Consider the following 21,491-nt stretch of genomic DNA (forward strand, 5'->3'; position numbering starts at 1 on the left):
CCGCACTCCTGAAAGGAAGTCCGGTGTTCACCAAGACATCGGCGAAGCGGTACCTGATCGTCCCCATGCAGCCGACACCCAACGGGCGCATGCACATCGGTCATGCCGCGGGCGCCTACCTGCGCGGCGATGTGATCGCCCGGCACCTGCGTCGTGAAGGCCATGACGTCTCCGTGATCAGCGGTACCGACGCCTACGAGAACTGGATCCAGCTGGAGGCGCTGACCGCGCACCGCAGTCCGGCGGAGACCTGCTGGCGCTACCACTCGCTGATCGGAGACGATCTGCGCAGTCTCGGTGTCGAGCTCGACCAGTGGGTCTCACCGCTGGACGAGAACCACACCCGCCCTTACACCGAAGTCCACGAAGAGCTGCTGAAGGCGCTGGCCGCCCGGGGCACCGCGAAGAGGATCGCCGACCCCGTACCCCGCTCCAAGGACTCCGGCCGGTACGTCATCGGCGTCTGGCTCCAGGGCACCTGCCCGCACTGCCGTACCCCGGGCGGCGGGAACGCCTGTGAGGAGTGCGGCTACCACTACCAGCCCTCGGAGATCCTTCAGCCCCGGTCCCGGCTCGACGAAGGCCCGCTCGTGTGGGAGGAGTTCGACAGCTGGTACCTCAGCCCGCCGAATGTCGAGGACATCATCGACAGGGTCCGGTCGGCCGACGTGGCCGGCGACTTCGCCGACATCGCCGTCGCGTATCTGCGGCAGACCGGAGGGCGGGTACGGCTGTCCCAGCCGGGCGACTGGGGCATCGAGAGCGAGCTGGCGGGACCGGACGGCGTGCTGAGCAACCCCTACTTCGGGTTCAGCCTGTACTGCGGTGAGCTGTACCGCCGGCTGCGGAACGCGGCGTCCAACCCGTTCCACCGGGAGTCCGACGTGATCACCGTCGGCCTGTTCGGGATCGACAACGCCGTGGGCGGGGTGGGCGCCAGTCACGCCCTCGCCCTCGCCCACGGGGACCTGAAGCCGTTCGACCACATGGTGACGAACTACTTCCTCAACTTCGAGGGGGAGAAGGTCTCCACCAGCCGCAAGCACGGCATCTGGCTGAACGAGCTCCTGTCGCGGACCTCCGCGAGCGCCGACGAACTCCGGTACCACCTGAGCCACGTCGCTCTGGAGACCGGCAGCGGCAACTTCACCGCGGACGGATTCGCCGAGTCCGTCAACCGGCTGCGCACCCGCCTGGCGGACCCGCTCCCCCGGCCCGGCTCCGGCGAGGTCTCGGGCGAGGAGGCCGAACGGATCGTACGCACCGTCGCGGAGCAGGGACGGCATCTGCAGCCGGGGGCCGCCTTCTCGCTGCCGTCCGCGGTGGCCGTGCTCGACGCATGGCTGGACGGCCGTCCCGCGCTGCCCGACGCCGGCTGGCTCACCGGTCTCGCGCTGCTGGCCGAACCCTTCATGCCCACGCTCGCGGCGGACCTGTGGGCCGGCCTCGGACGGCTCGGGCGTCCCAGTCTGCCCGCGCTCGGCCGGGACACCATCGACGGGCCCGGCGCCTGGCCCGCACCCACTGCCCCACTGACCGCACAGGAACTGGCCGGCGTCAGCCACGTGAGGAGCGACCATGTCTGAGCCCCAGACAGCAGACCGACCCGTCGAGGAACTCGATGTCCTGGGCATCGGCGTGGGACCGTTCAACCTGAGTACGGCCGCCCTGCTGACGAAGGCCGACGACCTCACCGCCCGGTTCCTCGACCGCAAGGAGGAGTTCAGCTGGCATCCGGGGCTGCTCTTCCGCGACGCCACCCTGCAGTCGCCCTATCTCAAGGACTGCGTGACGCTCGCCGACCCCACCAACCCCTACAGCTTCCTGAACTACCTCGCACAACAGCGCAGGCTGAACCGGTTCATCGTCGCCGATTACCCCAATGTGCGGCGTGCGGAGTTCAGTGACTACTTCCGGTGGATCTGCCGGAGCCTCGACACCGTCCAGTTCGGCACCGATGTGCGGAGCCTGGAGCACGCCGACGGGGCCTTCCTGGCCGACACCGACCGGGGCCGGTACCGCGCGAAGGACGTGGTGATCGGCGTCGGCCGCGAGCCCTACGTGCCCGAGGGTGCCCGTGAGCACCTGGGCACCACCGTCTTCCACGGAACGGAGTACCTGCTGCGGGACCTGGACGTGCACGGCAAGCGCGTCGCCGTGATCGGGGGCGGCCAGACGGGTGCGGAGATATTCCACGACCTGATCAGCGGCACCTCCCGGCTGCCCGGCGAGGTCACCTGGGTGACCCGGCGCAGCAACTTCGCGCCCTTCGACGAGTCCCCCTTCGCGAACGAGCTGTACGTCCCCGGCTACACCCGCCACTTCTACGCACAGCCGCTCCAGGAGCGGCAACGGCTGCTGCCCTTGCAGAAGTTGTCCAGTGACGCCATCCTCCAGCCGCTGCTGGAGGACATCCACCGGCGGCTGTACGAGCTCGACTACCTGGAGACACACCGGCTGCGGCACCGGCTGCTGGTGGACCGCGAGTTCACCAAGGTCTCCCCGGCCGCCTCCGGCTGGCTGGTGCAGATGGAGGGGCCCACCGGTACCGAGGCCGTGGAAGCCGACATCGTGATCCTGGCCACCGGGTTCTCCAACGCCGTCCCGGCCGTCCTCGACCGGCTGCGCCACCGGCTGTCCCTGGACGCGGACGGCCTGCTGGAGGTCGACGAGGACTTCTCCCTGCGCTGGGACGGACCGCCGGACAACCGCGTCTTCGTCCACAACATGGCCCTGCACACCCATGGCTGGATCGACCCCAACTTCGCCGGTATGGCCTGGCGCAGCGCGGTGATCGTCAACAGTCTGGCCGGCCGCTACCTCTACGACGTCGACGTCGACGGCACCACGATCGACTGGGGCGGCAAGACGACGACCTCGCGCGAACTGCCTCGCACGGTACCCACCGAGGCTGGTCTATGACCGGGCGGCACCACCGGGCGGCCCCGCCGGCGATCACCGGCTGGGCCGCCCACCCCACCGGCCTGTGCGCTCTGGCCTGGTCCTCGGACGGCCGCCGGCTGGCCACCGGAGGCAACGACGGCCTGATCCATCTGTGGCGGCTCGATGACGGCACGGCCGAGAAGCTGACCACCCTCGCCGGGCACGACGGCTCCGTCCGCACCCTGGCGTGGACCCCGGACGGCGGGCGCCTGGCCTCGGGGGCCGAGGACGGCGTGGTGGCCGTATGGGACACCACCACGGGCGAGCGCGTGTCGACACCCCAGCAGGGCCGACGGTGGGTCAACGCCGTCGCCTGGTCCCCGGACGGCCGCTCGCTGGCGGCTGCGGGCGGCGACCGCCGCACCATGGTCACCGACCAGTACGGCCATCCGGTGACCGCCCCGCTGTCCAGCCCGTACGGGGTCCTGCTCAGCCTCGCCTGGTCGCCCGACGGCGCCCACCTGGCCGCGACCTGCCGGGGTTCCGCCCTGACGATCTGGGACACGGCCCGGTGGCAGGTCGCCGAGCGGCTCGACTCGGGCGGCGGGGCGATCTGGACCGTGTGCTGGTGGCGCGACGGGCTGGCCGTCGGCGACGCGGCCGGGCAACTCCGCGTCTGGGACACCGATCCGGTCCGGCCGCGCCTGCTGCTCGGCGCCCACGGCGGCGCGGTCGCCCGGGTCACCGTGCACCACACCGGCGGCGTCCTCGCCACGCTCTCCCACGATCAGACCATCGGCGTGTGGGACGCCCGCACCGGACGGCCGCTGTGGCACGTGCAGGACGCCTACCCCGGATGGACCGGCTGCCTGGAGGCCAGCCCCACCGCGGATCTCCTCGCGGGCACCGACACCAGCGGCCGGGAGGTGCGCATCTGGCCGCTGTCCGATCCCGGCCCGGTCTGCGAGCCGGCCTGCCCGCCCCTGGCCGAAGAGCTACGGCAGGCCATCCGGGACGCGGACAGCGCCGGCCGGGGGTACGCCGTGCTCCACGACGTGGCCGGCATCATCGCCGGCCGCCTGCCGGACCTGCGCAAACCGGAAGGCTGGGCACGCGCGGCCGTCGAACGGGGCACGGCGACCGGTGACTTCGCGCTCCTGGGCGGTCGGGTGGCCGCGACCGACACGCGTGCGGTGGCCGAAGCGGCCGGAGCCGCGATCCGGGCCGCCACGGCGACCGGTGAAGACACCGTGGACCTGCGCCGGCACCCGCCGCTGCCCCGGTCCGGCACGGCGCTGGCGGGCGCGCTGCTCGTGCACACGAGCCGGGCGTGGATCCACAGCACCGGGCAGCCCTGGGTCCTGCACAGCCCCGAGGCGCTGCCGAGCACCCCGCCCGCCCGTGCCGGCCTCGGCAGCCGACCGGCGGTTCGGCTGCGGTGGGACCGCGGGGTACGCACCACGGCGGCCCAGGTGTTCGGCCACATCGTCAACACCACCTTGTTCCGGCACTGGTCGGCCACCCGGCAGGCCCTGACCGCTGCCACCGAGGGGCAGCACCGGGTATGGGTCGAAGCCGAACGCGACGGCCAGGAGGGGCTGACGGTACGCGTGGCGGCCGACACCGAGACGCACCGGGAGCTGCTCACCGAACTGCTCGTACGGCGCATCACCCGCGAGAACCCCGGGGCGGGACAGCCGTTGCGCGGGACGGCCACCGTCACCGGATGGACAGCGGACCGGCCGCACCGCTGGGACCCGGCGGCCACGGGGACGTGGGCGCTCGGCGAGGAGGACCTGCCGGACGGGTTCGACGACCGTATCGCCGTACTCGACGAGCGGATCGACGACGAGCGGCAGCGGCAGGAACGGCTGCTGCTCGGCGCGGAACTGCCGCTGCCGGACCATGCCGACGTCACCGTCTGGCACCTGCCCGGCGACCGGGACACGGCGGGTGCGCTCGTCTCGCAACTGGCCATCCTCGGCCTGCGCACCGCCCACGGCATCGCCGAGCCCGCGCGGCTGGTGAGCACGAGCGAGCGCTCCACGGCGAGCATCCTGCTGATCACCGACGCCCTGCGGCACTGGTCCACGAGCCCGCTCGCGGCTCCCTATGCGCAACTCACCTCGCATACCGAGGCGCAGGGGCGACGCATACGATGGCTGCCAGTCATCGTGAACGCCGCCGCGCCACCCGCCGACCTCCCCGACCACTTGCACAGCTTCGACTGGTACCGGCACGAGGGCATCGACCGTGCCGGACGACGACGGCATCTGCACGCCTTGCTCGGCGGCATACTCGTAGACAGGACCCGTTCATGACCGCTGAGCAGACTCCCGGCGCCGCCACCGGCACCCGACCCGTCCGGCCGGACACCGCCCGCGCCACATCCGTCCGGGTCTGGCTCGCCCTCGGTGTCGCCCTCACCCTGTGGTCGTCCGCGTTCGTCGGGATCAAGGCGATCCTGCACGACTTCAGCCCCGGGCCGATGGCGTTGCTGCGGTACACCGTGGCCTCGGTCAGCGTCATCGCGATCTGGGTGGTCACCGCCCGCCGCCGCCTGAGGCTGCCCGCACTCCGTGACCTCCCGCTGCTCCTGCTGTGCGCCCTGCTGCTCATCGTCATCTACAACCTGGGCGTCAACTACGGTGAATCGACGGTCAGTCCGGGTACGGCCAGCTTCATCGTCGGGCAGGTTCCCGTGTTCAGCACCATCCTGGCCGCCTTCATGCTGGGCGAGAGGGTGGCGGTGGTCGGCTGGGTGGGTGTCGGCCTCGGTGTGGCCGGCACCGTGGCGATGCTCTTCGCCGACCAGGCCGGGGTGCAGATCAACGTCGGCGCGTTCTACGTCCTCGCCGCGGCGATCGCCGAAAGCCTGTACTTCGTGCTGTCCAAGCCGCTGCTCGGGCGGTACAGCTCGGCGGAGTTCAACGCCTTCGTGACGGTGCTGGGAACCGTGATGATGCTCCCCTACCTGGGCCGGCTCGGCCATGAGGTGGGCGCGGCCTCCGCCGGGAGCATCGCCGTGGTCGTCTACCTGGGTGTGTTCCCGGCGGCCATCGCCTACCTGCTGTGGAACTACGCCATGACCCGGCTCAGCGTCTCCACCACGACCTCGTCCCTGTACGCGCTGCCCGTGATCACCATCGTCGTCTCCCTGGTCCTCCTCCACACGCTGCCCACCGCTCTGGGACTGATCGGCGGGGTGATCTCGCTCATCGGCGCGGCACTCGTCAACAGCCAACGCTCGCGCTGAACTTCCTGGCGGACGGAATTCCCGCGGCTGCCTGGCCTTTCCGAAGAGAAAGCCTCGGTCAGGCCGGCCGTCGGTTTTCTTCCGCAATCTTTCGGCGAACTCGTGCGGCTGTCGCGGTGAGCAGTTCGAGACGCGCCGGGTCGGCGTTTTCCCGCAGGGCGAGAAACATGCGCATGGTGACGGGTTCCCCGTCCAGCGGAAGCAGCGCTATCCGGCGTGAGGAGACCGTGTCGGCCGCGGTCGGATACATCAGCGTCCAGCCGTCGGCGCCCGCGCCGATCTCGGCGAGGGTGTCCTGGAGCCCGGTGAAGGGCGGGCCGAGGGTGGGTTCGAAGCCCACCTTCCGGCAGGCGGCGACCACGGTGTCGTAGAGCACGGGGTTCTCGCTGCGGGACGCGATGCGCAGCGGCAGTCCCGCGAGGTCGGCGAGGCTCAGGCTCGCCCGTTCGGCCAGCGGGTGCGCGGCGGGCAGCGCCGCCACCAAGGGGTCGTACCAGAGGGTGAGGAGCCGCAGGCCGGGGGCGCTTTCGACGCCACGGACGAACGCCGCGTCCAGCCGCCCGGCCCGCACCTCCTCCAGCCGGCTGTGGGCATCGAGGGTCTGGAACTCGAAGCGGGTGCCGGACCCGGAACCGGGCAGTGCGTCCAGGAAGTCGTCCAGCCTCTGCCCGAGGGCGGAGCTGATCCCGACGCGGAAGGTGGCCTCGTTCTGGGTGGCCAGCCGCTGCGCCTTGGCGACGAAGGAGTCCAGCGCCTTCAGCAGTTCACGGCCCTCGGGCAGCAGCGCCTGGCCCGCCGGGGTGAGCGTGACGGTGCGGCTGGACCGGTCGAACAGCTGGGTGCGCAGCTCCCGCTCCAGCCGGCGCACCTGCTGGCTGACCGCGGGCTGGCCGATGTGCAGCCGCTCCGCCGCCCTGCCGAAATGCAGTTCCTCGGCGACGGCGACGAAGTACTGGATCTGGCGCAGTTCCACAGGCCCCCCCAATCCTCGTGTGGGCGACTCCTGTGGTTGAACGAAAAAGCATTCACCCGGGATTGAATAGCGGAATATCCGCTTTCGGAACCGCCGCAGGGGAATCCTCGCACATACGGCAGCGGTGCCCGAAACCGGGGCGGGCACCGCTGCCCGTGCTCGTACAGCCCTTAACCCGCACGGCCCTTAGTCCGCGGCCGCTCCCTCCAAATCGGCGACCGGCCTGTTGTCGCCGGGGATATGGCCGGTTTTGGCGGGTGCCGCGGCCGTCTGCCGGGCCGCGAGGGAAAGGAACAGGGCGAAGGCGCAGATTCCCAGCACCGCGGCGGCCAGGACGAACCAGCCGAGGGCGAACAGGTCGCCCGCCGGCAGCCGGCTGGAGAGGTAGATGCCCAGTGAGGCGGCCAGCAGCTGGAGTGCGCCCATCAGGCCGGAGGCCGAGCCGGCGGTCGAGCGGAACGTGGTCACCCCGGCGCTCATCGACAGCGGCAGCAGGAAGCCGTTGCCGTACGTCATCACCGGCATGAAGAGCAGCACCAGCAGGCCCCAGCGCCCGCCCGCCCCGCTGAGTCCCAGCCCCAGCATCATCAGTGCCCCGACGAGGAAGAAGCCGTGGCCGACCCACAGCAGCCGGTTGACGGACCGGGTGCGGACCAGGGTGCGCGAGGTGAGGTTGCCCGCGACGTACGCGATCGAGACGGTGATGTAGCAGTAGCTGGTGGTCTCGGTGGCCAGCCGCATCTTCTCGAACACCAGCGGGGAGGCCGCCAGATAGCCGAAGTAACCCCCGTACGCCACGCACAGGTTGACGGTGTAGGCCCAGAACAGCGGGCGGCCCAGCAGCTTCGGGTAGCCCCTGAGCGTGGCCCCCAGGTGCTTGCTGCGCCGCTCCGGCGGCAGGCTCTCGGGGATCGCGGTCACCATCACGACCAGGGTCACCAGACCGATCAGCGCGGTGACCACGAACGGCGCGCGCCAGGAGACGTAGGTGGTCAGATAGCCGCCGATCAGCGGGGCGACGGACGGGGAGACACCGACGATCGGCATGACCGTGGCGAACATCCGGGCCGCGTCCTTCTCCTCGTACAGGTCACTGATCACCGCCCGGCCGAGCACCATGCCCGAGCCGGCGCCCAGCGCCTGCAGGAGCCGGCCGGCGCCGAACACCTCGACCGTGGGCGCCGCGGCACACACCAGCGAGGCGAGGACGAACAGGCCGAGCCCGGAGACGATGACGCGCTTGCGGCCGTAGGCGTCCGAGATCGGCCCGTAGACGGCCTGCGAGACCGCGATGCCGATCATGAACGCGCTGAACGTCCACTGCACGGACGCGACCGGGGTGTGGAAGGCGTGCGCGGTGGCCGGTACGCCCGGCAGGTTGATGTCGGAGGCGAACAGGCCACCCGCGTTCAGCGAGGACAGGACGGCGAGCAACAGCGCGTACGGCGTGCGTGTTGATGCGGTCTTCATGGCACGTGGCAACTTCCTTGGTCAGGGATGAGTCGATGGTGGACTCAGCCGGCGGGAACCGGCGCCCGGGCGATCTCCGCCCCGGCCATCCGGCCGAAGGTCAGCGCCCGCAGCACCGAAGTGGCCCCCGGATAGCGGCTGTAGTAGAGCCCGGCCGTCTCGCCGATGGCGTACAGGCCCGCGATGGGCTCGCCCTTCTCGGTCAGCACCCGCGAGCGGGCGTCGATGCGCACTCCCCCGAAGGTGAAGGTGATCGCACAGTGCACCGGCCAGGCCATGAACGGCGCCGAGTCCAGCGGCACCGCCCAGTTGGACTTCTGGGGCACCAGGCCCACCGTGTGCTTGCCGTCCAGCCGGGTCGGATCGTAGGGAGCGGTGGGCCGGCAGGCGTCGTTGAACCGGTCCACGGTCCAGCCGAGCTCGTCCGGCGGGAGGTCCAGCTTGCCGGCCAGCTCGTCGATGGTGGGTGCGGTGATCGGGTCCTTGTCCGTCAGCAGCGACCGCTCGTGGCCCTCGATCCGCAGCAGCTTGGCGTCGCAGATCAGGTAGGCGGACTGCCGGGCCTCCCGCCAGATCCGGTAGGCGACCTCCTCGAACGTGTTGTCCGGGGTGTCCGAGCCCTCGTCCAGGAAGCGGCGCCCGTCGGCGTTGACGAGGATCCCGTACGGATAGGCCATGACGAGCGCCTCGGCCTGGTGACTGCGCGGGTCCACCGGCTCGCCGTGGAAGCGGTCGTACTGTCCGCTGCGGGCGGCTCCCACCGCCACCGCCATCTCGATGCCCTCGCCCTTGTTGTTCTTGCCGCCGGGTGCGATGGGCCGCAACGCGCCGCCGGTCGGGCCGACATGGCGCTCCAGCAGTTCCGGGTTGCCCTGGAAGCCCCCGCACGCCAGCACGACGCACCGCGCGGAGATGTGCCGGGTCCTGCCGCTCTCCTGGACGTGGACGCCGTCGACCGCTCCGAGGGCGTCGGTGCTCAGCGAGACGGCCCGTGCCCCGTAGGTGATCGAACCGCCCAGCCTCTCCAGGGACTTGGCGAGCTTGTCCACGAGGCCGGCGCCGCCTCCGGCGGGCATCAGCCGGGGGCCGCGCGCCGTGACGAAGTAGGTCGGCCGGGTCTCGAACTCCACACCGTGCCGGCCGGCGAGCCAGCGCACGGTGGGCTCCGCGTTCTCGCACAGGGCCGAGATGTACTCGGGGTCGGACTGCCCCTCGCTCAGCTCGTGCATCCGGCTCTCGAAGTCGTCCGCCGGTGTGCCGTCCGCGGCGAGCCGGAAGAACGAGCCGGTCCAGGTGGTGTTGCCGCCGCGGTTGTAGCGGCTGGACCGCTCCAGGACCAGCACCCGCCTGCCCGGGGCGTTCTCGGCGAAGCTGACCGCGGTCGCAAGGCCGGCCGCACCGCACCCCACGACCAGCAGATCGACGGGCTCGGTGGGATCGGCTGCGGCTGCGGACGGTACGGCGGTGTCAAGCACGTCACTCACGGCGGCTCATCAACTCCTGTCCGAAGAGGGGAGCCGTTTCCGGGTGAAACGGGGGATATTCGGCCCGGAAACGGCGGCTTGGGGGGCCGGCCCGTCGGCCCGTCCTTGACCGACGGGCCGGCCCGGGGGGGGGTCAGCCCTTGGCGGCACGGGCGGCGAGCGTCTCGCCGGCGATCGACCAGCTGTCGGTGCCGATCTCCTGCACGGTCACCCACACGCTCTCCGGCTTGCTGCCGGTGGCCTTGACGTACGCGTCGGTCAGCTCACGGACCAGCTCGGCCTTCTGCTCGGCGGTCTTGCCGGGGGTCTGCTGCACGTGGATGAGAGGCATCGTGGTTCTCCGGGTTCGAGGGTTGTACCGATGACGCACGGTCCCCGGCCGATGACCCGGGATCCGTCGTGGATCCAGTCCAGCACCGGGCCCTGGGCCGTCCAAGACGCAATCCGCTCTGGGAATCATCACGATTCGTGATACGTGCAGGCTGGGGGCGGTCGCTCAGATCTCGCGTACGGCGATCAGAGCCGCCAGGCCCATCGAGACGAGGCACACCGCGACCACGCCCGGCCACCCGGCGCCGTGGTAGACGGAGGCGGCCAGGGTGCCGCCGACGCTGTTGCCGATGTAGTAGATCGTCAGGTAGAGGGCGGAGGCCTGGGCGCGGCCGGTGGTCGCGGTGCCGCTCACCGAACTCGACGCGATGACATGGCCGGTGAAGAAGCCGAACGTGACCAGGACGAGCCCCACCACGATCGCCGCGATGCTGTCGAGGACGGTGACCACGACACCCGCGGAGGCCACCGCGATGCCCGCGTAGAGGACGGTACGGCGCCCGAAGCGCTCGGCGAGCCGGCCGACATAGGTCGAGGTCACCGTTCCGACCAGGTAGATCAGGAAGAACGCGCCGATCACCCCCTCGGGCAGGCCGAACGGTGCCGCCGACAGCCGGTAGCCCAGCACCGTGAACACCGCGCCGAAGACCGCCATGAACAGGGCGCCGAGGAGGTACAGCCGCAGCAGCAGCGGAGTGCGTAGATGCCCCAGGGCCGAGCGGGCCACCGCCGCCGGATTGACGGGCGCGGGGCGGAAGTTGGCGGCCGGGGGCACGGTGAGCCGGAAGACCGCCGCGCACAGGAGCGCCAGGGCGCCGAGCACGCCGAGCGAGACCCGCCAGTCGGTCCACTGCGCGACCAGGCCCGCCACGAAGCGCGAGCTCATGCCGCCGATGCTGTTGCCGGCCAGGTACAGGCCGATCGCCGACGAGAGAGCCGGGGCCGAGACCTCCTCCGCGAGGTAGGCCATGGCCGTGGCGGGAAGCCCGGCCACGGCCACGCCCTGGAGGGCGCGCAGCGCGACGAAGGCACGGATGTCGGTGACGAACGGAAGCGCCAGCCCGATCACGGTCGCCGTGAACACGGAGGCGGTCATGACCCGCGTGCGCCCGTACTTCTCCGACAGCGCGCTGAGCGGCAGCAGCGCGACGGCGATCGCGGCGGTGGTCGCCGAGACCGTGAGACTGGCCTCGGCCGGGCTGATCCGCAGTTCGGCGGAGATCTCGGGCAGCAGGCCCTGAGTGACGTACAGCAGCAGGAAGACGGCGACGCCGGCGGCGAAGAGCGCGGTGGTGGCGCGGCGGTAGGCACGCGTTCCGGGGACGAGCTTAGAGTCGTCGGTCGGCGGCGAGAGCGGGGCGGGGGCATCGGCCCCCTTATGTGTATCCACCATGTACGTGACGCTAGGGAGCACCGATCGATGCGTCCAATGGAAGAACACCGCGATACTGATGCAGATTCGCATGAGTGCAGGAAGGACGCCGGCGAGCGCGCCGAGGCGCCGGTCGTACTGGCTCCGGATGCGGCGGCGCTGCTGCTCTCGCCCCGGCTGGCCCAGTTCGTGGCCGTGGCCCGGGCCCAGCACATCACCCGGGCCGCCGCCGAACTGGGCGTGCCGCAGCCGACGTTGAGCCGGAGCATCGCCCGCCTGGAGGCCGATCTGGGGGTGCAGCTGCTGTCCCGGCACGGTCGCAGTGTCCGGCTCACCGCCTCGGGCCGCACACTGCTCGCGCACGCCGAACGCGCCCTGGTGCACGCCGAGCGCGGCGGCCGGGCCGTGCGGGAGGACGCCGATCCGCACAGCGGCCGGATCAGCTTCGGCTTCCCGCACACCCTCGGCCCGTCCACCGTGCCCGACCTGCTGCGCGCGTTCAGTGCGCACCGTCCGCGCATCCGCTTCCAGTTGATGCAGGACTACGGGGCCGCGCTGCTGTCCCGGCTGCGGTCCGGGGAGCTGGACCTCGCGCTCATCTCACCGCCGCCCGACGAGCCCGATGTGACCGCCCGCCGGGTGCACCGGCAGCGGCTGCGCCTCGTCGTGCCCGAGGGCCACCACCTGGCGGGGCGCCGCCGGGCCCGGTTGCCGGAGGTCCGGGACGACGCCTTCGTGTGCCTGCCCTCGGGCTACGGCCTCAGGCAGCTCACCGACCGGCTGTGCGCCGAGGCCGGCTTCACCGCGCGGGTCGCCTTCGAGGGCGAAGAGGTGGAGACCCTCCGCGGCCTGGTGGCCGCCGGCCTGGGCGTGGCCCTGCTGCCCGCCCCCGCGGTCCCGCGGCCCGGCGTCGTGGAACTGGACGTCGACGACCCGGGCGTACTCAGGGACATCGCCCTGATCTGGCTGCGCGGCCGCCAAGTGACGGCTCCGGTGGCGGAGTTCAGGAACTTCCTGCTGGCCCACCGGGACCGCCTACTGCGGGACTGACCGGCAGACCGTCAAGTCGGATTGGCCCCTACGGAACTCGCCGACGCGGCGTCCGTTCCAGCCCGGAAGGTCTCGGACCGCTGCGGCCCGATCTGCGCCGCGTGCGCGTGGCGATCAGGTGAGCCTTCGGCATGTCGGTGCGCGGGACGGGGGGATGCGGCCGAGCAAGGGCTGAGTATCCGATCCCACGGGGCGCACCGTGCGCACGGCCGCCGCCTCGAAACCGACACCCGCCAGAAGCATGGGAGAGGCACAGATGATGACCGATGTACGACGGTGGGGGGCCGCGGTCCTTGCCGCGGGCGCCGCGCTCACCCTGGGCAGCGGCCCTGCCCCGGCCACTGCCGCACCAGGCACGCCGCAGCCGCACTGGGGAACCGACAGCCCCCAGCGTCCGATCGCCCTCATCAAGTCGGGCGCGTCCGGCCCGGTGACGTTCGGGATCACGAAGACGGGGGACCTGCCCTCCCGCGTCGACAAGCTGACATTGACGGTGTACTCACCGGAACTCATGCGACTGGCCGACACCAAGGTGACCCCGGTCGGCAAAGCGCCGGGAGGGTGGTCCTGCCGGATGTACGACGGGATGACCCCCATGGAGCACAACGGCAAGCACATGGTCTGCACGGACCGCTACAGCGGGCCGCCGCCCGCCAAGGAATGGCACTGGAAGGTGAACATCGCGGTTCCCGCGGAGTTGCCGGCAGGCACTAGGAGCGCCAACGGCTGGGCGTCCTTGCGGCTGCACTCCCCCGGCCACGGCTCTGGCACCTGGTGGGACTCGAATGCGATGACCCTGGAAGCCCGTACGCCGGTCGCTGCGGCGACACCCTGACGGCTCCCCTTCCCCGGCAGCGCCCCGGCCGCAGTCCCTGCTCGATGCGCGCCCGGGGCTGCGTGCCCGGCCCGGCGTCCCCGTCAGCTCCGGGGACTCCGGTGATTCCCGTGGCCTGCCGCGGCGTTGATGGTGGTCCGCCGCGCCACTTTCCCGGTTCGCGGCTTGCCGGAAGTCCTGACCTTCAGGGACATGGTCGCCCAGACGGCCTTCCCGTGGTAGCTGAAGTGGAACGCGGCTCCCTGCTTGTAGGGGGTGCGGGACAGCGTTCCAGCCCGTGTGCCGGGCACGACCTTCATCTTGACCTGCCAGGCGGCCGTTCCGCCCGCGCGGGCGACCAGCCCGTGGCGGTCGGAGAAGCAGCGCAGAATCGTGCTCTCGTACGGAACACCCGGCCGGTACGCCTCGCCCGTGCAGGCCCATCCACCCAGCGCCCCGTGGAGCGGGGTCAGGCTGTTCTCCGTGAAGCGGGTGCCGTAGGGGGCCCAGACCTCCATGTACATGCGCGCGTCGTTGCGCGCGCTCTGCCTGCCGGTGTTCTTGAGCTCGATCCTCGCCCGGCCCGTCCGACCGGGCTCGATGACCACGGGCCGCTTCTGCGGCTGGTCGACCAGCGTCGGATGGGGTTTCCCGGCGGCCACCGCCGGGTTCGCGCCCATGGTCGCCGCCGTACCCGCCAGTACGACCGTCGTGCACCACGTTCCGACCCGGCGGGCCCCGCTTCGGCGCGCCGAACGGCCGGCTCCCGTAGTCCCGGCCGGTTCCTGCCCATCCGTCATGACGAACGTCCTTTCCGTTGCCCTGAGCGGGCCGTGGCGGCTCGCCCCACCCTGAACCCGACCACGCATGATCCACCATCAAATGTATCAAACATGGCGATAAGCAAGAAAAGCGGACATGGCGGCGCGTCATGCGGTGCGCGGGCCCATGCCGCCAGAACCAGAAAGGCACCAATCGAACGAAATAAGTGGATTTTGATGGTTCATCAAATTTACGCGGTATACGTGACTCGGCGCGGCCGTGACGAACCGGGCATGCGCGACGCGGGGTGGCAGCGGCCGTCTGGACGGCCCAGGTGCCACCCACTCACCGGAGAGAAAGGAAGAACAGACGGATGACTGAGTCTGCAGAGATCACCGGCAGCGGCAGCGACCGCCGCGGGTTCATGAAGGGGGCGGCAGTCACCGCCGCGGCGGTCGGCGCCGGTGCTCTCGCGCCGGGTACCGCCCAGGCCGCGGAGGCGGAGCGGATCGCCGCCTTGCAGCCCTCGTTCCCGTTCGCGCTGCCGCCCGTGGGCGTGGACATCCCGTGCAGCTGCTACGCCTCCAACGTCCCGCTACAGCTCAACACCGGGGTCGTCAACCTCGACTTCAAGGGTGGCATCGACGTCTGCGTCCGTACGAGCAACGAGACCGGTCTCGTCCTGGAGGTCGTCGGTCACAAGGTGGTCGCGGACACCCCCACCCAGACGGTCACCATCGAGCAGTCGGACACCACGATCACGCCGCTGAGCCTGCTGCAGATGAACCCCGGCAACCCGACGGCGGTCCCCCCGGTCCCGCCGTTCCCGGAGATGATCATCAAGCTGCTCTTCAAGCTCACGGTCGCCCCGAAGGACGGCAGCCCGCCGCTGGTCCTGTCCACCGACCCGAACAACCCCGCCACGCTGAGCTCGGGCCTGCTCAAGGCGTTCCCGCCCGCCAACCAGGGGTACATGCTCGGCGGAAACGTGCCGCTCCTCGACCAGAACGGCAACCAGGCCGGCATGCTGCAGGGCTTCCCGGTCACGGTCAACCAGAGCGCCTGAGAACCGGGACCGGCGAACCGCGCCCCGCCACCTGACCGGCCCAGGGGCGCGGTTCGCCGTTCCCGCGCGGGCGGCTCACCGCGGCGTCCCGGCCGCTCACCGCCGCGGCCCCGGGGGCACGCCGCTTCAGGCCGCCGGCCGGAAAGCCTCGCCGAACACGGCCTTCATCAGATACGGCCCGGCCTCCTTCTGGAAGTCCACCTGTGGGGCGAAGGCTCGTACGGTGCCCTCCAGTACCAGCAGGGACAACAGGGGAAACACGAACTCCGGTGCGGCATACAGGTCGTGGCGGCGCTGGATGTCGAACAGCGAGGCGCCGAACGACACCAGGTCGAAGTCCCCCGCGGACACCCCGCTGTTCTCCCGTACCAGCGCGGCGAGTTCGCGGGTGAAGCCGTCCGTGTCGGCGCTCGGCCCGGGGGTCGCCGTCTTCAGGACGATCTGGGCGCAGGCCTCCCCGTCCCCCACGGACATCTGCAGGAAGAACCATGCGAACGCGGCGCGTGTCCGCTCGTCCAGGCGCACGGTGAAGCCGGCGTCCACCAGCACCACCTCGCCGTCCGGCAGGAAGTAGAGGTTGCCGGGGTGCAGGTCGCAGTGGACCAGCCCGTCGATGAAGAGCATCCGGTAGATCCCGTGCAGCGTCGACCGCACCGCCCGCTCGCGGACCCCGTCCGGGAACTCGTGAGGCTCGCGGCGTCGCAGGCCCTCCACGAACTCCATGACCAGAACGCCGTCGTGGCTCAGTTCCCGGTGCACCGCGGGTACCCGGAGGCCGGACTCCTGCGCCAGGTTCTCCTGGAACTCCTCCAGGAGGCGCGCCTCCCGCAGGAAGTCCAGCTGGTCGTGGACCGCCTGCGCCATCTGGTCGACGACGGCGACGGCCGGGAGACCGCGCATCCGGGGCAGCCGGGCCACCAGCCGGGTACCCCTGCGCATGAGTTCCAGGTCCAGCGCCAGCTGCCGGGCGACCTCGGGGCGCCGCAGCTTCACCGCGATCCTGCGACCGTCGGGGGCGGTCGCACGGTAGACGCAGGCGATGCTGCCGGCGGCGACCGGGCGGGCGATCCCGTCGGTCCCCCGGTCCAGTACGAGGCCGGTGTCCCGCAGTTCGTCGGCCACGCCCGTCAGTGGCACGGGACGGACACCGTCGTGCAGGCGGGCGAGCGCGGCGCACACGCGTGGCGGCAGCACGTCCACCCGGGTGGCCAGCAGTTGGGCGGCCTTGACGAAGGCGGGTCCGAGCCGGGTGACCAGGTCCACCAGCCAGCGGTCCCTGCGGGTACGAAGGTCGCGGCGCAGGACCCCGAGCGCCGTCTGCCGGGCGAGTGCCGCGCCGCCGCGCAGCAGGAGCAGCAGGAGGAGTGCCGCGCGCCCGACGAGCGCTCGGCGCGGGACGGTGGCGACCGGGTCCGCGTGCGGCCGGACGGTGTCGGCGTTCATCGATGACTCCGAGAGGACTTTGAGATGGCTCTGATGGTTCCGAGACGGCTCCGGGACGACTCCTTGGCGGGCGCGGCGGCGTGTCAGTCCCCGCTTCCCACCGGAACCTCGATCTGCGACGGCGTCAGGTCGATCGACGACGCCTCGTCGGGCGAGAGCGCCGCCGATGCCGCCCTGCGCGTGCGCACCCGGTCGCGCCAGACGATCACGGACAGCGACACGGCGAACAGGGCGGTCATCGGCACGGCGAGGACCATCATGGTGAGCGGGTCACCCGTGGGGGTGGCCAGCGCCGAGAACACGAAGATCAGCATGACGATGGTGCGCCAGCGGGCCAGCAGGCTCCCGGCGCTCACGACGCCCGCGAAGTTGAGCAGCACCAGCAGCAGCGGCATCTCGAAGGAGACGCCGAATACCAGGATCATCCTGATGAAGAACTCCAGGAACTGATCGCCCTGGAGAAAGTTGCTGAAGGAACCCGGCGTGAACCCGAGCAGGATCCGCAGGGCCTTCGGGAACACCCAGTAGGCCAGCCCCGCCCCGGACAGGAACAGCGGTACGGCGGCGGCGACGAACCCGAGTGTGTAGCGCTTCTCGTGGCGGTGCAGCCCCGGCGCCGCGAAGGCCCACAGCTGGTACGACCAGAACGGGCTGGAGATCACCACTCCGGCGGCCAGGGCCACCTTGAAGGTGAAGGTCAGCGGGGTCATCACGCCCTGCATCACCATCAGCCCGTTGGGGCAGGCCGAGGTCCCGGGCGCGATCCCGTGCAGACCGGGGAGGTGGCAGCTGGGACCCGTCAGTTCGCTGATCAGCCAGGGGTGGAGGTACCAGCCGGCCACCGTGCCGAGGAACACGAAGAGCAGGGCCTTCGCCAAGCGGTTCCGAAGCTCTCGCAGATGCTCACGCAGAGGCATCCGGCCGCCCGGGGAGGCCGGGGTCCGGGGTTTGTCGAGTCGGTTCGTGTCCACGGGGTCGGAACTCCTCATGCGTGAGCGACGAGATCAGCGGTCGTGAATCCGTACGCCCTCGCCGCGCTCGGACACGGATGCCTGCACAGCGGACGCCTGCACAGCGGGTGCCTGCGCCACCGGTGCTCCCTCCGCAGCCGCCTGTGACGCTTCCTCAGCGGGCTTCTGTGGCACCGCGTCCGCCGAGGTGTCCTGCGACGGCGACGAGGTCCGCTCCCGCGGGATGGGTGCGCTGAACGGGTCAGCCCCCTCGTCCATGCCCATCTCGGCGGCCGAGGGGAACGGCACGTGCTCCGGCCAGCCCTCGGGCTTCGGGCCCGACTGCCACTGCGGCTTCGGCGGGTCCCAGGGCCTGTCGTCCGCCAGCAGGTGCCTCGCGACGAACGCCCGCGGATTGAGGTCGCGCAGGCGCAGATCCTGGTACTCGGGACCCAGCTCCCGCCGTACCCCGTCGGAGGCGCCGCGCAGCACCGTACGCAGCCTGCGCAGGCCACGGGCCGCCTCCCCGACGGCCTTGGGCAGCCTGTCGGGGCCGTAGAGGAACATCGCGATCAGAGCGAGAGCGACCAGGGTGAACGGGCTCAGGTTGAACACCATCACTCCAAGAGGTACAGCGAGGTCGCTGAATCCGGCGAATACGTATCATGACAACATTTCACACCACATATCATGACAAACAGGCGCCGTGTGGCCGGGGATTCACTCGTTCGCCCATGGCGTTGCCGCGTCAACTCGACGCCCGCACGGGCATCCCGATCCGGTGAACTCGCGGGGGCCTTCACGCCCCGCGGCTTGTCGGGAGGCATGGGGCTTCCTATGGTCCGACCATGAGCATCCCCACGGAGCCGATCGGCAGCATCCCCCGCCCGCGCGCCCTGCAGCAGGCTCTCGGTGAGCACGCCCAAGGCCGGTTGAGCGACAAGGAACTGACGGAGCTTCAGGATCAGGCGGCGGCGGACACGCTCGCCCGCCTCGAACAGCTGGGCTGCCCCGTCCTCGTCGACGGCGAGCAGGCCAAGCCCAGCTTCGCCACCTACCCGATCGCGAGCCTGGCCACCCTCGCCCCGGACGGCGTCACCATCCCGTTCGCCGACGGCCACACCCGGCAGCTGCCGCATCTGACCGAGGGACCGTTCCGCTACCAGGTTCGCGCGGAGTCGTATCTGCGCGACGCCCGGCGGCACACCGACCGCCCCCTCAAGCAGGCGGTCATCGCGCCCTCGGCGCTCAGCCTGCTCTACCCGGCCGAGTCCATCGCGGGCTACTCCCGCGAGGCGTTCCTGAGGGACCTGGCCGACGAGGCGGAGGCCGACATCCGCGGCTGCCTGGAGGCGGGCGCGCACGTGGTCCAGCTCGACTTCACCGAGGGCCGCCTCTCGCTCAAGCTCGATCCGAGCGGCGCGATTCTCGACGACTTCATCGCTCTCAACAACGAGGTGCTCGGCCGGTTCGGCGAGGAGGAGCGGGCCCGCCTCGGGGTGCACACCTGCCCCGGCGGCGACCACGACTCCACCCACAGCCTGGACGTCGACTACGCCGGACTGCTGCCCAAGCTCTTCCAGCTGAAGGTGGGCAACTTCTACGTCCAGCTGGCCAGCGAGGCCGATCCCGAGCGGGTCCTTCGCATCATCGCCGACCAACTGCGCCCCGGCATCCGGGTGTTCGTCGGCGTGACCGATCCCATCGGCACGACGGTGGAGACCCCGGAGGAGGTACGCGACCGGGTGCTGCTCGCCGCCCGCCACATCCCGGTGGACCAGCTGGGCACCTGCGACGACTGCGGCTTCTCGCCGTTCGCCGACGACACGTCCACCTCCCGGGACCTGGCCTTCGCCAAGATCGACGCACGTGTACGGGGAACCGCCCTGGCCGCCGAGGCGCTGGGCGCCTGACCGGACGTGCGGCATGATCGCCACACCGGCGCCGGGGCCGCCGCGCTCGCGGCGGGTGTCCGCTGGGCCTGGCACTCACCGGCATGCCGGGGGTGACCGTCGCCACCATCGAGCCGTTCACCGTACTGGCCGAGCACTCCTGACGCGAGCGCCGCTCTCTCTCCCCCCCCCCCGGCGGAGGGCGTATTTCGGCCGTGCCGCGGGCGAGCAGGATGACGGCCTGTCAGAACCGAAGGAGCCCTGTATGCCGCACATCGAGCTGGGCAACGACCTGCCCGGGATCGTGTCGCTGTTCGCCTTCCGGCCCGAGACGGCCACGCCGCTGAGCGAGCTGGCCGAGGTCCTGCTGCGCGGGCCCAGCACCCTGAGCCGGGGCGAGCGGGAGCTGATCGCCGCCCGGGTCTCCCACCTCAACGGCTGCCGCTTCTGCGCCGACTCCCACGCCGCGTTCGCCGCCGTCCAGCTGGACCAGGGCATGCCCCTGGTCCACCAGGTCCGCGCCGACCCGGCCGCAGCGCCCGTCTCCGACAAGCTCAAAGCTCTGCTCGCCGTGGCCGACGCGGTCCAGGAGAGCGGCCGCGCGGTCACCGACGAGCACATCAAGACCGCCCGCGCCGCCGGGGCGACGGACACGGAGATCCATGACACCGTGCTGATCGCGGCGGCGTTCTGCATGTTCAACCGCTACGTCGACGGCCTGGCCACCACCGCCCCGGACCAGGCGGCCGCGTACACCGAGATGGCCCGTCACATCACCGCCCACGGCTACCGCGACGCCGTGCCCCTCCAGCCCTGACGGCCCCGCGACACGGTTACGTACCGTCCTGCGCCCAGAACGCCGTCAGCGTTCCGGCGAGGGCATCGGGGTTGTCGTGGTGCGGCAGATGTCCGGCCCCGGGGACGACACCGTGGCGTGCACCGAGTTGCCGGGCCAGTTCCGCGGTGCGGTCCACCGGGGCCAGCGGGTCCTCCGCGCCGCCCACCACCAGCATCCGGATACCTTCGGCGCGTAGTGCGGGGACGAGATCCGGTCCGGCGGCGGCCGAAGCCAGGTGCTCGAGGCTCATCGGGTGGCTGCGGGCCAGCCGCTGCCGGATCGCGGCACGGCGCTCGCCGGCCATGGTGCCGCCGCGGTGCTGCCGCGCCACCAGCAGCTCCCAGTCGGCGGGCTGCGCGTCACCGGCCGTCATGGGCCCGTCCCAGCAGGGGGCGACGAGGGTGAGGCTGAGGTACGTCGACGGTGCGAACCTCTCCCGGGAGCGGGCCTGCAGCACGGCGGTGGCCGCCACGAGGGCGCCGGCACCGTGGCCGACGAGGTGCACGGGCTTACGGGCGCACGCCGCCGTGATCGCGACGGCCAGGTCGGTGGCCAACGCGCCGATACCGTACGCGGCGGGATCGTCAGGGCCAGGGGTCTCGTTCTGGCCGCGCAGATCCACCGCGAAGAGCCGGCGTCCCTCCTCGGCCAGGCGGTGCATCAGCGGCAGGAAGTCCTCCTTGGCGCCCCCCGCTCCGGACACCAGCGCCACCCTGCTGCCGTTCCAGTGGGGGCCGGACGGACCCGGACGGCGGATCTCGACGCCCGCGAGCGGACCGTGCGGAGCGGGCATCAGCATCGGGATGAGCGTCCTCCCGTCTGCTTCCTTGCAATCAGAGACGAGCGTTCCGGACATGGGCGCCCTCCTTCAGGCTGTCGGCGGATCGATGACTCACGTCCAGTGACGG

19 protein-coding genes are annotated in these 21,491 nt (G+C 71.2%); 9 read left to right on the forward strand and 10 right to left on the reverse strand.

Going from position 1 to position 21,491, the window contains the following annotated elements; all coding sequences use genetic code 11:
- Positions 1–23: 23 nt before the first annotated feature.
- Genes ACWC0C_RS12690 through ACWC0C_RS12705 form a run of 4 tightly spaced genes read left to right on the forward strand, consistent with a single transcriptional unit; the run spans position 24 to position 6,139 of the window.
- Positions 24–1,586: a class I tRNA ligase family protein gene (locus ACWC0C_RS12690; RefSeq protein ID WP_450863686.1), complete on the forward strand. Its 1,563-nt coding sequence runs from the start codon at positions 24–26 to the stop codon at positions 1,584–1,586.
- Positions 1,579–2,922, forward strand: coding sequence for a lysine N(6)-hydroxylase/L-ornithine N(5)-oxygenase family protein (locus tag ACWC0C_RS12695; RefSeq protein WP_450863688.1), 1,344 nt, complete (start codon positions 1,579–1,581; stop codon positions 2,920–2,922). The genes ACWC0C_RS12690 and ACWC0C_RS12695 overlap by 8 nt, the downstream gene beginning before the upstream one ends.
- Positions 2,919–5,204: a WD40 repeat domain-containing protein gene (locus ACWC0C_RS12700; protein ID WP_450863689.1), complete on the forward strand. Its 2,286-nt coding sequence runs from the start codon at positions 2,919–2,921 to the stop codon at positions 5,202–5,204. The genes ACWC0C_RS12695 and ACWC0C_RS12700 overlap by 4 nt, the downstream gene beginning before the upstream one ends.
- Entirely contained in the window at positions 5,201–6,139 is a 939-nt protein-coding gene (locus ACWC0C_RS12705) for a DMT family transporter (protein ID WP_450863691.1), read from the forward strand. Before ACWC0C_RS12700 ends, ACWC0C_RS12705 begins: the two co-directional genes overlap by 4 nt.
- Positions 6,140–6,197: 58 nt before the next feature.
- Here the strand turns inward: ACWC0C_RS12705 and ACWC0C_RS12710 are convergent, their stop codons facing one another.
- From ACWC0C_RS12710 to ACWC0C_RS12730, 5 genes are all read right to left on the reverse strand, one after another.
- A complete protein-coding gene (locus ACWC0C_RS12710) occupies positions 6,198–7,112 on the reverse strand; it encodes a LysR family transcriptional regulator (RefSeq protein ID WP_449200180.1) in 915 nt (304 codons plus the stop codon).
- A 186-nt stretch (positions 7,113–7,298) separates the two neighbouring features.
- Complete coding sequence (locus ACWC0C_RS12715) at positions 7,299–8,582, reverse strand: multidrug effflux MFS transporter (protein ID WP_449200181.1); 1,284 nt, start codon at positions 8,580–8,582, stop codon at positions 7,299–7,301.
- Positions 8,583–8,626: 44 nt separating this feature from the next.
- Positions 8,627–10,066, reverse strand: a complete 1,440-nt coding sequence (locus ACWC0C_RS12720) for an FAD-dependent oxidoreductase (RefSeq protein WP_450863694.1) — start codon at positions 10,064–10,066, stop codon at positions 8,627–8,629.
- Positions 10,067–10,199: 133 nt separating this feature from the next.
- Complete coding sequence (locus ACWC0C_RS12725; RefSeq protein ID WP_449200183.1) at positions 10,200–10,526, reverse strand: tautomerase family protein; 327 nt, start codon at positions 10,524–10,526, stop codon at positions 10,200–10,202.
- Between the two features lie 36 nt (positions 10,527–10,562).
- Positions 10,563–11,789 carry an MFS transporter gene (locus ACWC0C_RS12730; RefSeq protein WP_450863696.1) on the reverse strand — a complete coding sequence of 409 codons (1,227 nt, stop codon included), beginning with the start codon at positions 11,787–11,789 and terminating at the stop codon, positions 10,563–10,565.
- 27 nt (positions 11,790–11,816) lie between these two features.
- On the opposite strand from ACWC0C_RS12730, the gene ACWC0C_RS12735 reads away from it, so the two are divergent.
- The gene (locus ACWC0C_RS12735) at positions 11,817–12,818 is read left to right on the forward strand and encodes a LysR family transcriptional regulator (RefSeq protein WP_450863698.1); all 1,002 of its coding nucleotides are present in this window, start codon (positions 11,817–11,819) and stop codon (positions 12,816–12,818) included.
- 241 nt (positions 12,819–13,059) lie between these two features.
- Positions 13,060–13,653, forward strand: coding sequence for a hypothetical protein (locus ACWC0C_RS12740; protein WP_450863700.1), 594 nt, complete (start codon positions 13,060–13,062; stop codon positions 13,651–13,653).
- Positions 13,654–13,736: 83 nt separating this feature from the next.
- On the opposite strand, the gene ACWC0C_RS12745 is transcribed toward ACWC0C_RS12740, so the two are convergent.
- The gene (locus ACWC0C_RS12745; protein ID WP_449200187.1) at positions 13,737–14,432 is read right to left on the reverse strand and encodes a hypothetical protein; all 696 of its coding nucleotides are present in this window, start codon (positions 14,430–14,432) and stop codon (positions 13,737–13,739) included.
- 335 nt (positions 14,433–14,767) lie between these two features.
- Here ACWC0C_RS12745 and ACWC0C_RS12750 point away from each other — a divergent pair, with 335 nt between their 5' ends.
- Positions 14,768–15,460, forward strand: coding sequence for a twin-arginine translocation signal domain-containing protein (locus tag ACWC0C_RS12750; protein ID WP_449200188.1), 693 nt, complete (start codon positions 14,768–14,770; stop codon positions 15,458–15,460).
- Positions 15,461–15,586: 126 nt separating this feature from the next.
- On the opposite strand, the gene ACWC0C_RS12755 is transcribed toward ACWC0C_RS12750, so the two are convergent.
- The 3 genes from ACWC0C_RS12755 to ACWC0C_RS12765 all read right to left on the reverse strand — a co-directional run bounded on the left by ACWC0C_RS12755 (position 15,587) and on the right by ACWC0C_RS12765 (position 18,471).
- Positions 15,587–16,903 (reverse strand): ABC1 kinase family protein, encoded by a 1,317-nt coding sequence (locus ACWC0C_RS12755; protein WP_450863703.1) that lies wholly within the window; start codon positions 16,901–16,903, stop codon positions 15,587–15,589.
- Positions 16,904–16,986: 83 nt separating this feature from the next.
- Positions 16,987–17,874 carry a twin-arginine translocase subunit TatC gene (gene tatC / locus ACWC0C_RS12760; RefSeq protein WP_450863705.1) on the reverse strand — a complete coding sequence of 296 codons (888 nt, stop codon included), beginning with the start codon at positions 17,872–17,874 and terminating at the stop codon, positions 16,987–16,989.
- A 33-nt stretch (positions 17,875–17,907) separates the two neighbouring features.
- On the reverse strand, positions 17,908–18,471 hold the full coding sequence (locus ACWC0C_RS12765) for a hypothetical protein (RefSeq protein WP_449200191.1): 564 nt from the start codon (positions 18,469–18,471) through the stop codon (positions 17,908–17,910).
- 230 nt (positions 18,472–18,701) lie between these two features.
- Between ACWC0C_RS12765 and ACWC0C_RS12770 the strand changes: the two genes are divergently transcribed.
- On the forward strand, positions 18,702–19,766 hold the full coding sequence (locus ACWC0C_RS12770; protein WP_450863707.1) for a cobalamin-independent methionine synthase II family protein: 1,065 nt from the start codon (positions 18,702–18,704) through the stop codon (positions 19,764–19,766).
- A gap of 244 nt (positions 19,767–20,010) precedes the next feature.
- Positions 20,011–20,562, forward strand: a complete 552-nt coding sequence (locus ACWC0C_RS12775; RefSeq protein WP_450863709.1) for a carboxymuconolactone decarboxylase family protein — start codon at positions 20,011–20,013, stop codon at positions 20,560–20,562.
- A 16-nt stretch (positions 20,563–20,578) separates the two neighbouring features.
- Here the strand turns inward: ACWC0C_RS12775 and ACWC0C_RS12780 are convergent, their stop codons facing one another.
- Entirely contained in the window at positions 20,579–21,439 is an 861-nt protein-coding gene (locus tag ACWC0C_RS12780; protein ID WP_450863711.1) for an alpha/beta fold hydrolase, read from the reverse strand.
- Positions 21,440–21,491: the final 52 nt, after the last annotated feature.

It is taken from the genome of Streptomyces sp. NPDC001709 (assembly GCF_053596375.1).